Source organism: Phytobacter sp., from assembly GCF_059074235.1.
This window is the reverse complement of record NZ_JCACPZ010000004.1, coordinates 1683762-1698745: the sequence shown is the minus strand read 5'-3', so window position 1 is coordinate 1698745 and position 14984 is coordinate 1683762. Positions and strand designations below refer to the sequence as shown.

The following is a 14984-nucleotide window of genomic DNA, read 5'->3' as shown; positions in this document are numbered from 1 at the left end:
CACGAGCATAAAGCCTTAGAAATCCATTTTGACCGTGAACTGCACTTCGCGCGGATCGCCAATCTGGTTACCCAGGTTATTGGTGCCGATAGACGAGGTGTAATAGGTCTTATCGAACAGGTTTTTCACGTTCAGTTGCAGCGTCACCGGGTACTGCAGCTTCATTTTGTATGCTGCAAAGGCATCCGCCACGAAGTAGCCTGGCAGATAGTAATCTGCACCGTTGGTTGCAGAACGACGGTTCACCCCGTGACCGCCGCCGCCCAGCGTCAGCGTGTTACCGCCCGGCATGTTGCGGATGTCATAGGTCAGGAACACGGAACCGGTGTGGCGCGGCACGTTAGGCATCGGTTTGCCTGCATAAGCCGGGTCTTCCAGTACTTTGGCATCGGTGTAGCTGTAGCTGGCGATGACGTTCATGTTGCTGGTCAGCGCACCGGCGATATCCATCTCAACACCCTGCGAACGCACGCGACCTGCGGTTTTCGCCACGGTTTCGTCGCCGACGATCTCGCTGTACATCACGTTGCGTTTATGAATATCGAACAGCGAGATGTTGGCGGTTACGCCATCAAAGAGATCGAACTTCGCCCCCACTTCCCAGGCCGTTGAAGTCTCTGGCGGCAGGTCGCCGATGTAGCTGGCGATGGAGTATTGCGGCATAAACGACTGCGCCACGTTACCGAACAGTGAGATGGACGGGGTCAGCTTGTAGACCATGCCGAATTTCGGCGTCCACTGCTCGTCACTGCTGTCGGTGTTCTCGTTAAACGGACGACCTTTCCCGGCGTATTCGGTGTAGTACTGGTAGCGCACGCCCGCGACCACGATCCATTTATCCGTCAGATAGAGCGCATCCTGCACGTACGCGGAGTAGCTCTCCTGCTTGATGGTCTGGTCGCTATCGGACGCAGAGACCGAGGTACATTTGCTGGCATTGCCGTAAGACGGGTTATAGATATTGAAATCTTTCACGTTCTTACAGCGGATCATGTCGGTGCGCAGCAGATCGTAATTCTCATACGACACGCCGGTCAGGATCTCGTTGTAGAACCCGCCGATGTCCACATTCCCTTGCAGATCGGCACGGGTGCTGTGCATACGCTGGGTTGATCCCTGGGTGGCATCCACACGGCGGGTCAGGTTGCCGGTAGCGGCGTCATACGCCATCACGCGGGACTGGTTATCGCTGTATTTGTCCTGGCTGAAGCTGTAATCAAACTTCGCCGTCCAGGCGCTGTTCAGGCGGTATTCGGCGTTCAACTGCGCCAGATCGGACTCACCATCAGTGATGTTGAACGGCTCATCGAAGCGGGTTTCACGGCTGACATTGACCGCTTTTTTGGTGTTGAGATCGAAGATGGTGCCGCGATCGAACGGGGTTTTGTAGTCGCGGTGGGAGTAGAGCACGCTCACCGTCGCATCATCGCCAAACCAGGTCAGCGACGGAGAAATAAAGGTGCTTCTCTCTTTGCCGAAATTGCGCCAGTAATCCTCATTCTGGTACTCGCCAATTAAGCGGTAGGCCAGACGGGTACCTTCAATTGGCCCGGTGACGTCAAAATCGCCCGTGCCGCCGCCAAAGCTGGAAGAGGTGGCGGAAATGGAACCGCCAAAGGTAGTTTGCGGGCGCTTCGTTACAACATTGATAAGCCCACCGGGATCCAGAATGCCGTACAGCGTAGAGGCCGGGCCTTTCAGCACTTCGACCCGCGAGGTGGCGGCGTTGAAACTACGTGGCAGCACGGTTTTCAGGCCGTTGGTCATGATAGAACCGTCACGGTTGGCACCAAATCCACGGCGCACGAAAGCGTCCTGGGTGCCGCCCAGCGTGTTGGTCTGCACCACGTTGCTGACGTTATACAGCGCTTCATCAAGCGTGGTGGCGTGCTGATCTTCCAGCACTTTATCGCTGACGGTGTTCACCACCTGTGGAATATCCAGCAGCGGCATGGTGGTCAGCGTTGCGGAGGAGGAGGTCAGCGGCTGATAGCCTGATGTCGCTGCCTGGTCCGCAGAGGACGCCCCTGCCAGTACCGTTATCGTGTCGGTCTCTTTGTCTTGTTTGGTATTTTCTGCCGCTGCTGCCAGAGGTGAAAATGCTGCGCCCAGAAACAGCGCTGAAAACAGTGCGCGCCCTTTTTTCCCGGAGATATAAGAAGTTAACTCAGCCATGTTGTTGTTTTTCCAAAATGCCCCTGCCAGTCACCCATGAGGGGGAACGTTTCTTTGTTCATTGCCCGATGCTGCAATCTATCCGTTGGCCTGAAATATTCGCGCCGGATATGTTATTGAGAATCATTCAAACATGACGAAATGTAGTAGTAAATGAAAAAAGTGATAAAAACACTACATTGCAAATGGGCTGAAACAGTCTTAGCTGAATTACGGTTTTATGGTTTTTAATTTATTGAAATGTAAATGTTTTTGTTTTCTGAAAACCCAGTGAAGTTTCTGTAATAGCGACAAATATCCCGTGAATAATTACGGGTTTGAATCTCTTGACTACTACAGGGTGCGGCGGCAAAATCTAAAAGAGAATGATATTTATTTTTATTTATTGGGCTGACGCGCGCGGAGTTTACCACGTGGTTGCGGCGCAGGAGTGAAGATGCCACAGCAGGTGGAAAATGCGGCTCTGCCGCCGGGAATTGTGCTGGAAAACCTCTCGGCGGGGTATCAACAGCAGGTGATTGTTGACAACATCAGCCTTGCTATTCCACCTGGAAAAATGACGGTGCTGGTTGGCGCCAACGGTAGCGGAAAATCCACCTTACTCAGCACCATTGCGCGCCTGCTTAAACCGCTTGGCGGCAATGTATTGCTGGATGGCAAAGTCCTTCACCAGCAACCCACGAAAGCCGTCTCGCGCCAGTTAGGTATTCTTCCGCAATCGCCGCTGGTGCCGGAAGGATTGACCGTTTTTGAGCTGGTCTCCCGTGGGCGTTTTCCCTGGCAGACTTTTATGCGTCAGTGGTCGCAGGAGGATCAACGGGCGGTCGAAGAAGCGCTGGAGGTCACCGGCACCACCGAATTTGCCCATCTCCCGGTCGACAGCCTCTCCGGTGGTCAGCGTCAGCGCTGCTGGATTGCCATGGCGCTGGCGCAACAGACCCCGGTGATTCTGCTCGACGAACCCACCACCTATCTCGATCTTCGCTACCAGGTGGAGATCCTCGAACTGCTGCACGACCTCACTCGCCGTCACGGGCGTACTGTGGTGGTGGTCCTGCACGATCTTAATTTTGCGGTCAATTATGGCGACACCTTAGTGTTTCTGCGCCAGGGCAAAGTGCAGGGCGTGTTGCACGAAGGCGATCCATGTCCGGCAGAACTCATTAAAGCCGTGTTCGACGTGGACGTGCATGTCTCCACCAACCCGATGACCGGCAAACCGTTCTTTATGCCGTTTCGCCGCCCGAACGGGGAGGGTGTGTGACGACGCAACCGCTGGCACTGCGCCGTCAGACCGGGCGCATCGTCTGGGCGACGGGAGGCATTCTGCTCCTGCTTATGGTGAGTGCGGTGATTCATCTCGGGCTGGGCGCGCGCCTGGTTGCGCCACGCACCGTTGTGGCGGCGTTGCTGGCGTTTGACCCGCGTAATTTTGAACACCAGATTATCGTTAACCTGCGTCTGTTACGCCTTGTCGCAGCACTGCTGGTGGGGGCGGCGCTGGGCGTGGCGGGCGCGTTGCTCCAGTCGGTTATCCGCAACCCACTGGGCGAGCCGCATATCCTCGGACTCAATGCGGGGGCGGCGCTGGCGGTGGTTGCCACCACGGCACTGGGCCTCTCTTTTGGCCCAGGCAGACCGCTGATTGCGGCCGGTGGTGCCGGAGCGCTGTTTGCACTGGTGATGGGGCTCTCCAGCGCCGGGCGCGTGGGCCTGACGCCAATGAAAGTCACTCTCTGCGGCGTGGCGCTGACCGCCTTCACGTCCTCCATCACCGCGGCCATTTTAATCCTTGATGAACAAACCCTTGCGGCGATGCGTATCTGGCTGGCAGGCGACCTGGCAGGCTTAAGTTGGGAGACGCTGCGCGGGGCCGCCAGTGTGGCGTGCGGCGGATTGGTACTCGCGCTGTGGCTTTCACCGGCGCTGAATATGCTGGCGCTCGGTGACCAGGTGGCGACCGGGCTCGGCGTATCGCTGGTGCGTACCCGGTTGCTCGGACTGGCAGCGATTGCGCTGCTTTGCGGCGCGGCGGTGTCGCTGGCCGGGCCGATTGGTTTTATTGGCCTGGTGGTGCCGCACGTGGTGCGCCGCGTGGCGACCGATGATCTGCGTATTGGCATCCCGTTGTGCGCCCTGACCGGGGCACTGCTGTTGACGCTGGCGGACATTGCCGCCCGTACGCTGATTGCGCCTCAGGAACTGGCGACGGGCGTGATGACGGCCCTGGTCGGCGCGCCGCTGTTCATCCTGCTGGCATCGAGGTTGTTTAAATGAGCCCGATTCTGCAACGTGCCGGATTCTGTGCATTCCGTGCGGGGCGCTTCTCCCGCTTATGGCGACCGCAAACCGCCTGCTGGGGGCTGGTGCTGGTGGCTGTTGCTATTGGTTTGCTGCTCTGCGGACTGATGCAAGGCTCGCTCCCGGTACCGGTTTCTGCCATCGGACGCGCCATTTTCTCCCCTGAAGCATTGAGCGCTGAGCAGCAGTATGTGGTCTGGGACATTCGTCTGCCACGCCTGCTGATGGCGTTGCTGTGCGGCGGTATGCTCGGCATGGCGGGGGCGGCGATGCAGTCCATTACCCGCAATGGACTCGCCGATCCGGGTCTGCTCGGCGTGAAAGAGGGGAGTAGCGTGGCGGTGCTGACGCTGATTCTGCTTTTCCCTGCTCTGGGCGTGGTCTGGCGACCGTTAGTAGGAATGGCAGGGGGACTGCTGGCGGCGCTGATTGTGCTGTTGCTGGCAAGGGACTTCTCCCGCCCGCGCTTTATTCTGCTGGGCATTGGCGTCTCCTGGACTTTCGCGGCGGGTATCGGGGTGTTTATGACCACCGCCGATGTGCGTGATGTGCAGACCGCGCTGGTGTGGATGGCGGGCAGCCTGCATGCAGCGACCTGGCCTTTACTGCTGGTGGCGAGCGGTTGGGCGATGCCCGCAGCGCTCATTCTGTTTCTCACCGCCAGGGCGTCAGATGTGGCGCTGTTAGGAAATCAGGCGGCGGTTGGATTGGGAGTGCGCCTGGGCTGGCTGATGCGCGTGCGCTTTATTGCCCCTGTTTTACTGACGGCGGCCTGCGTCTCCTGCGCCGGGAGTATCGGATTTGTCGGACTGATTGCGCCACACATGGCGCGCTTCCTGCTACGCGGCGGTCAGGTAGCACTGCTGTCAGGGAGTGCGTTGCTCGGTGCCTTGCTGGTGCTGGTGGCAGATACCCTGGGACGACTGGCCTTTGCGCCATTGCAGATCCCGGCGGGCATTGTGATTTCATTGATTGGCGGGCCGTTCTTCCTGCTGCTGCTCTGGCAGCGTCGGGACCGGCTGTAACTTCAGGGAGCCGTATGCGCTTACTTTTTGCTTTCTTCGCTCTGGCAGTGAGCACGGCGTACGCCGCACCTGCCACCCAGGTTTTTAAAGATGATCTCGGACGTTCGGTGATCGTGCCGCTGCACCCGCAGCGCATTGTCTCGCTGCACGATCTCGACATCACCATTCCGTTGATTGAGCTGGGCGTGCTGCCGGTTGCCAGTCACGGGCGTACCCGCCCGGATGGCAGCCACGTTCTGCGATCCAGCGCCATGCTCACCGGGGTCGATTTCGATAACAGCCACATTGTGTTTATTGGCACCGCAACCATCGACATTGAAGCCGTCGCGGCGGCGAAACCGGATCTGATCATCACCGAACCGAGCCGTAACACGCCGGTGGAGCAACTGGAAAAAATTGCTCCGACCGTCAGCATCGATCACCTCGACGGGGGGGCACCGCGCATTTACAGCAAGCTGGCGCAACTGACCGGCACCCAGGCGCAGCTCGCCATTCTTGAGCGCCGTTACCAGGCACAAATTGCGGCGCTGAAAAGCACGGTGGACACCAGCAAGATCCGTGTGTCGGTGATTCAGGCTAATCAGGGAAAAATCAACGCGCTGCATACTTATCACTCCCTCGGGCGTGTATTGCGCGATGCGGGGTTCAGCTTCCCGCCGCTGATTGACAGCATTCCTGACGGCGGGCGCATCGATGTGAGCGCAGAGCGTCTGCCGGAACTGGACGCGGATTTCGTCTTTGCCACCTGGCGCGGCGACACTGGCGGCAAGCCGCAGGATGAGATGAAAGCGATGGATGCGGTGATGCCCGGCTGGTGCGATTTCCTCACCGCCTGCCGTACCGGACACTATGTACTGATCTCCCGCGAAGAGGCGATTTCCAACTCGTTTGCGGCACTAAGCCTGATGGTGGCGCAGGTGCAGTCACAAGTCGCCGGGCGTCCACTGCCCGCGCAGAAATAAGAGGCTGAGATGCTGGCAGCGAAGAAAACGAAAAGCCGTGTGGATGTGTACGGTGAGCGCTACCGGGCGCGGGCGCCGTCGCTGTCACCGCGTTTGCAGGCGGTGGCGCGTTACATTCATGAGAATCGGGAAGTGGTGCTGGAGCACACAGCCATTGAGATAGCCGCCGCTACTCAGACCTCCGATGCTACCGTGGTGCGGGCGATTCAGGCGTTAGGCTTTGCCGGATTGCGCGACCTGAAACAGACCATGGAGCACTGGTTCGGTCCGTCGGTTAGCTCGGCGGAGAAGATGAGCACCACGGTGGGGGCGCTCTCCTGTGATGTGAATTCTGGCATCGATTTTGTGCTGGAGGGGCATCAGTACACCTGCGAGATTTTGTCTGAGCCGGACAATCGCTACGCCATCGCCCAGGCGGTGGCCCTGCTGGTGGAGGCGCGTCAGGTGGCGATTTTTGGTATTGGCGCATCCGGGATTCTGGCAGATTACACGGCGCGGTTGTTCAGCCGCGTTGGGCTGCCCTCGGTGGCGCTCAATCGCACCGGTATCGGGCTTGCCGAGCAGCTTGTGAGCCTGCAACGCGGCGATGTGCTGGTGATGATGGCGCAAAAATCGGCCCACCGGGAAGGGCTGACCACCTTAAAAGAGACCAAACGGCTGGGCATTCCTGCCATTCTTCTCACCAACGCGCTCGACTCCCGCTTCAGTAAAGAGGCAGACGTGGTGATCCACGTCCCGCGCGGCGGTGAGAAAGGCAAAATCCCGCTGCACGGGACGGTACTGCTGTGCCTGGAGATGATCGTGCTGTCTGTCGCCTCTGCCACCTCTCAGCGGGCGATCAAAACGGTGAAACGCATTAACGAGTTCCACCGTGGCCTGAAACCGGGCGGGAAAAAGGTTTAAGCTTTCCGGCGGGCGAGGGCGTAAACCGCCAGTGCAGCGCCGTAGGCCATCACAATGGCGAGGGTCATTTTCCACATAGCTTCGCCGCCGAGCCCCGACAGCGGGGTAGCAATCCCACCGAACACAAACATCAGCATGCCAAGCAGGGCCGAGGCGGTACCGGAATAGCGGGATTCCACGCAGTTCATTGCCGCCGAGCCAGACAGCGTGCAGACGCCGCTGTTGAAGGCGACGGTGAAGAACAGCCCCACCAGAGCGAGCGTTTCATAGCCTGCTTCGGCAAAACCAAAGGTCGCGAGCGCGGTCAGCAGTGCCAGGATCAGGCCGCGTTTGAGCAGTACCTCCTGCGGGATGCGGCGGGCGAGGGACGAGAAAATCAGCGCAGAGATGATGAGCCCCGTGCCGTTGATGCCGAACAGCAGGCTGAACTGCATCGGGCTCATGCCGTATTCGTTCTGCAACACGTACGACGATGCGCCGATGTACGAGAACAACCCTGCCAGCATAAACGCCTGCACGAAACAGAATCCCAGAAATGCCCGGTTTTTAAACACCGCGCGGGTGGTACTGAGCAGGCTCTGCGGCGTGCTTTGCGGCTGGCGCGTCTCTTTAATCAGCGTCAGGCTCAGCAGCAGTAAGATGACCCCTGCCAGCGCCATCGTCCAGAAAAGTGCGCGCCAGTGCAGCGTCTGGGCGATGTAGCCACCCAGCACCGGTGAGATAACCGGGGCGATACCGTTAACCGTCATTAACAGGGCAAAAAAACGGGTGAGTTGGGTACCGGAGTATTTATCTCTGGCGATGGATCGCGACAGCACCGAGCCGCCTGCACCGGCAAAGCCCTGAATAAAGCGCCATAAAATCAGCAGGTAGATATCGTTGGTGGTGGCGCAGAGCACCGAGGAGGCGATAAACAGCACCAGCGACAGCAGCAGGGGGAGTTTGCGCCCGAGCTTGTCGCTCAGCGGACCGAAGAACAACTGCCCCAGTCCAAGGCCGATGAGCGACGCGGTCAGGGAGAGCTGAGTCAATGAGGTCGTGGTGCTCATCTGCTGGGTCATATCGGGCAGCGCGGGCAGATAAAGATCGGTGCAGATCGGGCCCATTGCTGTCAGGAGGCCGAGCACCAGTACATAAGAAATCGGCAGTTTTTGCATGGTTGTTCTCGTTGTTATAAGTGACGGATTTAGCGCTGGCTGCTCCCCCCTCTCCCTCTCCCTCAAGGGAGAGGGAGAGGGGGAAAAGCGGGCTTTAGCCCACGCCGCCGCCGAGTGACTGCCACAGGGTGACGCGGTTTTCCAGGTCCGTCTGTTGCAAGGAAATCAGCCCCTCCTGCGCCGACCACAGCGAACGCTGTGCGGTCAGCACCGACAGATAATCGCCGGTACCGGCCTGATACTGGCGCTGAGCGATATCCAGCGTTTTCTGCTCGGCGGCGACATACTCGCGCTGGGCATCCAGTTGCTCATCCAGCGTCTGGCGGCGGGCAAGCGCATTGGCAACATCCTTAAACGCGCTCTGAATCGTCTTCTCGTAGGTCGCAATCAGCCCTTTTTTCTGCGCCTCTGCGTAACGCAACTGCGCCAGATTACTGCCGCCGGTAAACAGCGGCAGTGAGATGGACGGCGCAAATGACCAGACCTTCATGCCGTGGTCGAACAGCGACGACAGGGCGCTGCTGCCGACGCCTGCGCTGGTGGTCAGCGAAATCGACGGGAAGAAATTCGCCCGCGCCGCGCCAATATCGGCGTTGGCGCTTAACAGATTATGTTCCGCCTCCTGGATATCCGGGCGACGCAACAGCACGGAGGAGGAGACTCCTGCCGGGGTCAGCTTGATGCTGTCGTTACCGAGGCTCTCCAGCGTACCGGGCAGCAGGTTTTGTGCCACGGTGTCGCCTGCCAGCAGGTTAAGCGCGTTGATATCCTGCGCCACCTGGGTCTGGTAACTGGCAACGCTGGCGCGGGCCTGCTGATACACTGCCATCGCTTCGCTGACGTCCGTTGCAGCCGCGACGCCAATCTCCTGACGGCGTTGCACAATCTTCAGCGAATTCTGTGCGCTGGCCTGGGTTTGCTGCGCCAGCGCCAGATTGCTGTTATCCGCCGCCAGGGTTAACCACGCGGTGGTGATTTCCCCGACCAGCGTCAGACGGGTGTTCTGGGCGGTATATTCACTGGCAAGCCAGGTTTCCCGCTCGGCACGGGTCAAACTCTGGTTATGACCAAACAGATCCAGCTCAAAGCTTGATACCGCCCCGCTGGCCTCGGCGCTGGAGGTAATCCCGCTGGCGACCGTCCGGCTGCGGGTGCTACTCAGCTCCGCATTCAGCGTCGGGAACAGCGCCGCGCGCTGCTCGCCATAAAGCGCTCTGGCAGAATCGATATCCGCAATCGCCTTTTGCACATCTCGGTTCTGCTTGAGCGACAGGCTCACCACCTGCTGCAGGCGGCTGTCGTTGACTACCTGCTTCCAGTCAGTTGCCACCGCCTGCGCCTGGCCACTGCTGCCGGGCAGGGTGGCAGGAATCGGGGCCGCCGGGCGTTGATATGCCGGGTCGAGAGAAACACAGCCCGCACTCAGGAGAGCAAGCACTAACACACTAATACGAAACATAATTACCCCTGGCGTTGGCGTTTACCGGCGAACAGACGTTTCACCAGCACGAAGAAAAGTGGCACAAAGAAGATGGCGAGCACGGTGGCGGCCAGCGTTCCGCCGATGATGCCGGTGCCGATAGCGACGCGGCTGTTGGCCCCTGCGCCAGTCGCGACCGCCAGCGGCAGTACCCCGGCGATAAACGCCAGCGAGGTCATCATGATCGGGCGCAAACGGGTTCGGGCGGCACGCAGCGCGGCGCGGCCCAGCGAGTAGCCCTCTTCCACGGCGGCTTCGGCAAACTCGACAATCAGGATGGCGTTTTTCGACGACAGCCCGATGGTGGTCAGCAGCGCCACCTGGAAGTAGACGTCGTTGTTGAGGTCTCGCATCCACGCTGCCAGTGCGGCACCGAGCAGACCCAGCGGGATAACCAGAATCACCGACAGCGGCACTGACCAGCTTTCATAGAGGGCGGCGAGACAGAGGAACACCACCATGATCGACAGAGCATACAGGCTCATGGCCTGACCGCTGGCGAGTTTTTCCTGAAGTGACAGACCGCTCCAGGCCCAGGTGCTCCCGGCTGGCAGGTTATCGGCGAGGCTTTCCATTTTGGTCATTGCCACACCGGAGCTGAAGCCGCTGGCATTTTCACCCTGAATCTCATACGCGGCGGAGCCGTTGTAACGCACCAGACTTTCCGGGCCGTACTCCCAGTGAGTGGTCGCAAAGGACGAGAACGGCGTCATGCTGTCATTGCTGCCGCGTACGTACCATTTCTTCAGGTCAGACGGGGATGCACGGAACTCGCTGTCGCCCTGGATATAGACCTTTTTCACACGCCCTCTGTCGATAAAGTCGTTCACGTAGGTGCCGCCCCAGGCGCTGGAGAGGGTGTCGCTGACATCGCTCAGCGAGAGGCCGAGTGCGACGGCTTTATTGCTGTCGATATCCACCTGCAACTGTGGCATTTGTGGCAGGTCGTTGGCGCGCACTGCCTGCAACTCGGTGCTCTTGGTTGCTTCACCAATCAACTGGTTACGCAGCTTGAGCAGGGCATCGCGATCGGTGCCGCCGCTTGCCAGCAGCTCGAAGGTAAAGCCGTTGCTCTGCCCCAGACCGTCCACCGACGGCGGCGTCATGGCAAAAATGCTGGCGTCGCGAATGGTACTGAGCTGCTGAGTGGCTCTGAGTGCAATGGCCTGCGCGGTGTTCTCATCCCCCTTACGTTCGGACCAGTTTTTCAGGGAGACGAAGGCCATCCCGGCGTTCTGCCCGCTGCCGCTAAAGCTAAAACCGGTGACGGTAAAGATAGCGTCGGTGTTGGCTTTTTCTTTGTTGAGGAACCAGTCGGTTACTTTGCTGGCAACAGCGTCGGTGCGCGGTGCGGTTGCCCCGGCAGGCAGGGTGAACTGCACCATGACTGACCCCTGGTCTTCGGTCGGCAGGAAGCTGCCGGGCAGTCGCCACATCACAAAGGCCATCGCCGCGCATAGCACGCCGTAGGTCGCCATCACCGTAAAGGAGCGGCGCAGCACGCGCAGAACCCGGTGCTCGTATTTGTTTTCGGTACGGGCGTAAAAGCGGTTAAACGCACCAAAGAAGCCTTTTTTATGCGGCTTGCTGTGCTGCATCACAGTGCCACACAGCGCCGGGGTCAGCGTCAGGGCAACCAACACGGAGAGGGCCATCGCGGAGATGATGGTGACCGAGAACTGACGGTAAATCACCCCGGTCGAACCGCCGAAGAAGGCCATCGGCAGGAACACGGCGGAGAGTACCAACGCAATTGCCACCAGCGCGCCGGAGATTTCCCCCATCGATTTCTCGGTGGCTTCGCGGGCGGGGAGCCCTTCGTCGCGCATAATACGCTCGACGTTTTCCACCACTACGATGGCGTCATCCACCAGCAGGCCGATTGCCAGTACCATTGCAAACAGCGTCAGGGTATTGATGGAATAACCAAACAGTGCCAGCACGCCAAAGGTTCCGAGCAACACCACCGGCACGGCCATCGCCGGAATCAACGTCGCACGGACGTTTTGCAGGAACAGATACATCACGCAGACCACCAGCACGATGGCTTCGATCAGCGTCTGTACCACGTCTTCAATGGAGATCTTGATGAAGTCGGTGCTGTCTTTCGGGTAAGCGATGTCATAGCCCTGCGGCATGCTGTGGCGGAACTCGGCGATTTTGTCCTTCACCAGGGTGGCGGTATCCAGCGCGTTTGCACCGGGTGCCAGCATCACGGCAAGACCTGCCGCCGGGTGGCCGTTCAGCTTCGCCATTGCCGAATAATCTTCGCTGCCCATCTCTACGCGAGCGACGTCGCCCACGCGCACCACGGCACCGTTGGTTTCGCTTTTGATGATGATATTGCGGAACTGCTCTACGGTTTGCAGGCGCGACTGGGCGCGCACCGTGGCGGTCAGTTGCTGGCTGTTGGACGCGGGCAACGCACCGATTTTACCGGCTGAAACCTGCACGTTCTGCGCTTCAATGGCCGACTGCACGTCTGAGGGCATTAAAGAGAACGAGGCCAGCTTGTCCGGGTCCATCCAGATGCGCATCGCGTATTCGGCACCGAACACCTGCAAGCTACCCACACCGCTCACGCGGGCAAGCGGGTCCTGCACATTACTGACCAGCCAGTCGGCAATGTCAGAGCTACTGGCGCGATCGGTGGTGTCATACAGCGCCATGATCAGCAGGAAGTTGCTCTGGGATTTCACCACCGTCACGCCGGATTGCGTTACTTCAGTGGGCAGACGGGATTCCGCCTGCTGCACTTTGTTCTGCACCTGAACCTGGGCGGTGTCAGGGTCGGTTCCCTGGGCGAAGGTCACGGTGATGTTCACCTGGCCGTCGGAACTGCTGGTGGAGGTGAAGTACAGCAGGTTATCAAGACCGGTAAGCTGTTGCTCAATCACCTGGGTTACGCTGTTTTCCAGCGTTTGTGCCGAGGCACCGGTGTAGGTGGCGCTGATTTTGACCGACGGCGGGGCGACGTCCGGGTACTGGGCGATGGGCAGCGTGCGGATAGCCAGCACCCCGGCCATCATGATCAGAATGGCGATCACCCAGGCAAAGACCGGGCGACGCACGAAGAAGCTGGAGAACATCAGGCGTTGCCTCCATTTTTCTGCACTTCTACGGCATTAACCTGTGTGCCCGGCGCGACCTTATCGGTGCCTTCCACAATCAGTTTATCGCCATTTTGCAGGCCCTTAAGCACCAGCCATTTGTCACCGTAGGTGTCGCTGGTCTCCACACTGCGCTGCTCGACTTTGTTCTCTTTCGTCACAACCAGCGCCGTCGCGTTGCCTTTGTTGTCGCGGGTGATGCCCTGCTGCGGGGCGAGAATGGCATCGTCCATCACACCTTCATTGACGCGGGCGCGGACAAACATGCCCGGCAGCAACTGCTGATGTGGGTTCGGGAAGACGGCGCGCAGGGTAACGGAGCCGGTAGCTTCATCCACGGATACTTCAGTGAGGGCCAGTTTGCCGGTTTCGCTGTAGGTACTGCCATCTTCCAGCGTCAGGGTGACGCCCAGAGTGCTGTCGTTACTGGCAAGCGCCTGTTTGCGCAGACGCAGCAGGTCAGCGCTGGTGCGGGTCAGGTCGACATACATGGTGTCGAGGCCGCGCACGGTCGCCAGCGCCGTGGTTTGCTCCGCAGTGACCAGCGCCCCTGGGGTGACGGACGAAATGCCAATGCGTCCGGCAATCGGCGAGGTTACGGTGGTCCAGTTGAGGTTGATGCGGGCGCTTTCACGTGCGGCCTGTTTGGCGCTAACGCTGGCGCGATCCTGTGCACACGTGGATTTCGCATCGTCGGCATCCTGTTGCGATACGCCGTTGTCTTTCACCAGCAGCGCGTAACGGCGGGCTTTCTGGCAGTCGGACTCCACCAGGGACTGCGCCTGTTTCAGCGAGGCGTCAGCTTCATCGAAGGTGGCGCGGTAGCTGGCAGGGTCAATCTGGTAGAGAGCCTGTCCGGCTTTGACCGTATCGCCCTCGGTAAACAGGCGTTTTTGAATAATGCCGCCGACCTGAGGACGAACTTCAGCTGTGAGAGAGGCTGCTGTGCGTCCTGTCAGAGTGCTGACGATGGAAAGCGGTTGGCTCTGGAGCGTAACGACACCGACTTCCGGGGTCGCATGTGGTTGTGCAGGTGGTGTGGCATTGTCGCAACCGGTCAGCGCGAATAAAGCCACAACGGTAGTTTTTATTAACTTCATTATATTTTTCCCGGCGTGTAAAAGGCCTGCCCGTTGATAAATCAAAGGCGGATGACGTTTTATTTTGGCAATAGCATGACGCCACTTCCGCGTGTGCGGAAATGATGACGAGCGGTGTTAAACACCGCCTGTAATTTATTTAATTAAGGTTATTTTTCAGCAAACAACATTTGCATTATGTCCTGATACATCTGGTGTAATTGTGCCGGGTCGCATTTCTGCGGCGTCAGGCTGCGAAACATGGTGCCTTCCATCAGTGATGCCATGATCTCCACCCCGCAGCGCACGCGCTCATCATCAAGATGCGGGTGCGTCTTTTTCAGGTGGGCGCAGGCGGTTTCATACATACGGGTGTCTGCTTCTTCCATCATCACCGCAACACGGGGATTGCGGGTCGCTTCGGCGGCCACTTCCAGCATTAGCGCGTCATCGTCATGGCTTAACGTTTGCCGCCAGGCAAGCACCTGTGCGAGGTGTTGCGTCTGAGTTTTGCCTTCCATCTCGGCGATGCGGTAGTCGATGATACGGCGGATCATCTCTTCGATAATGGCGTCTTTACTGGTGAAGTAACGGTAGATTTGCCCGACACTGAGCTGCGCCTCAAGGGCGATTTGCGACATGCTGGCCGCATGGAAGCCGCTGGCGCGAAAGCAGTGCCGGGCGGCAGTGATGATTTCGTCCTGACGGATCTGATGGCGTTCTTGCTGCGAGGCTTTGGGTTGCATGTCGGCTCCGGGTGAATAAGTTTTGAGAGTGATCATTCTCATTTCC

General features: G+C 59.0%; 11 protein-coding genes. 5 read left to right on the top strand and 6 right to left on the bottom strand.

Translation table 11 applies throughout. From position 1 onward, the window contains the following. Window positions 1–15 precede the first annotated feature (15 nt). Window positions 16–2175, bottom strand: a complete 2160-nt coding sequence (locus AC5JPW_RS11970) for a TonB-dependent siderophore receptor (RefSeq protein ID WP_494240513.1) — start codon at window positions 2173–2175, stop codon at window positions 16–18. A 436-nt stretch (window positions 2176–2611) separates the two neighbouring features. On the opposite strand from AC5JPW_RS11970, the gene AC5JPW_RS11965 reads away from it, so the two are divergent. The 5 genes from AC5JPW_RS11965 (at window position 2612) to AC5JPW_RS11945 (ending at window position 7366) form a co-directional block, all read left to right on the top strand. Next, entirely contained in the window at window positions 2612–3439 is an 828-nt protein-coding gene (locus tag AC5JPW_RS11965; RefSeq protein ID WP_494240512.1) for an ABC transporter ATP-binding protein, read from the top strand. Between the two features lie 74 nt (window positions 3440–3513). Further along, window positions 3514–4452 carry a FecCD family ABC transporter permease gene (locus AC5JPW_RS11960; RefSeq protein ID WP_494241218.1) on the top strand — a complete coding sequence of 313 codons (939 nt, stop codon included), beginning with the start codon at window positions 3514–3516 and terminating at the stop codon, window positions 4450–4452. Continuing rightward, a complete protein-coding gene (locus AC5JPW_RS11955; protein WP_494240510.1) occupies window positions 4449–5501 on the top strand; it encodes a FecCD family ABC transporter permease in 1053 nt (350 codons plus the stop codon). Before AC5JPW_RS11960 ends, AC5JPW_RS11955 begins: the two co-directional genes overlap by 4 nt. A gap of 14 nt (window positions 5502–5515) precedes the next feature. Beyond that, window positions 5516–6463, top strand: coding sequence for an ABC transporter substrate-binding protein (locus AC5JPW_RS11950; RefSeq protein WP_494240508.1), 948 nt, complete (start codon window positions 5516–5518; stop codon window positions 6461–6463). Between the two features lie 9 nt (window positions 6464–6472). Beyond that, a complete protein-coding gene (locus tag AC5JPW_RS11945) occupies window positions 6473–7366 on the top strand; it encodes a MurR/RpiR family transcriptional regulator (protein ID WP_494240506.1) in 894 nt (297 codons plus the stop codon). On the opposite strand, the gene AC5JPW_RS11940 is transcribed toward AC5JPW_RS11945, so the two are convergent. The 5 genes from AC5JPW_RS11940 to AC5JPW_RS11920 all read right to left on the bottom strand — a co-directional run bounded on the left by AC5JPW_RS11940 (window position 7363) and on the right by AC5JPW_RS11920 (window position 14938). After that, window positions 7363–8523: a multidrug effflux MFS transporter gene (locus AC5JPW_RS11940; RefSeq protein WP_494240505.1), complete on the bottom strand. Its 1161-nt coding sequence runs from the start codon at window positions 8521–8523 to the stop codon at window positions 7363–7365. The genes AC5JPW_RS11945 and AC5JPW_RS11940 overlap by 4 nt on opposite strands. A gap of 94 nt (window positions 8524–8617) precedes the next feature. Continuing rightward, on the bottom strand, window positions 8618–9982 hold the full coding sequence (locus AC5JPW_RS11935) for an efflux transporter outer membrane subunit (RefSeq protein ID WP_494240503.1): 1365 nt from the start codon (window positions 9980–9982) through the stop codon (window positions 8618–8620). 2 nt (window positions 9983–9984) lie between these two features. Beyond that, window positions 9985–13092, bottom strand: a complete 3108-nt coding sequence (locus tag AC5JPW_RS11930) for an efflux RND transporter permease subunit (protein WP_494240502.1) — start codon at window positions 13090–13092, stop codon at window positions 9985–9987. Beyond that, window positions 13092–14213 (bottom strand): efflux RND transporter periplasmic adaptor subunit, encoded by a 1122-nt coding sequence (locus AC5JPW_RS11925; RefSeq protein ID WP_494240501.1) that lies wholly within the window; start codon window positions 14211–14213, stop codon window positions 13092–13094. Before AC5JPW_RS11925 ends, AC5JPW_RS11930 begins: the two co-directional genes overlap by 1 nt. Window positions 14214–14362: 149 nt before the next feature. After that, window positions 14363–14938 carry a TetR/AcrR family transcriptional regulator gene (locus AC5JPW_RS11920; RefSeq protein WP_494241216.1) on the bottom strand — a complete coding sequence of 192 codons (576 nt, stop codon included), beginning with the start codon at window positions 14936–14938 and terminating at the stop codon, window positions 14363–14365. Between the last annotated feature and the right edge of the window lie 46 nt (window positions 14939–14984).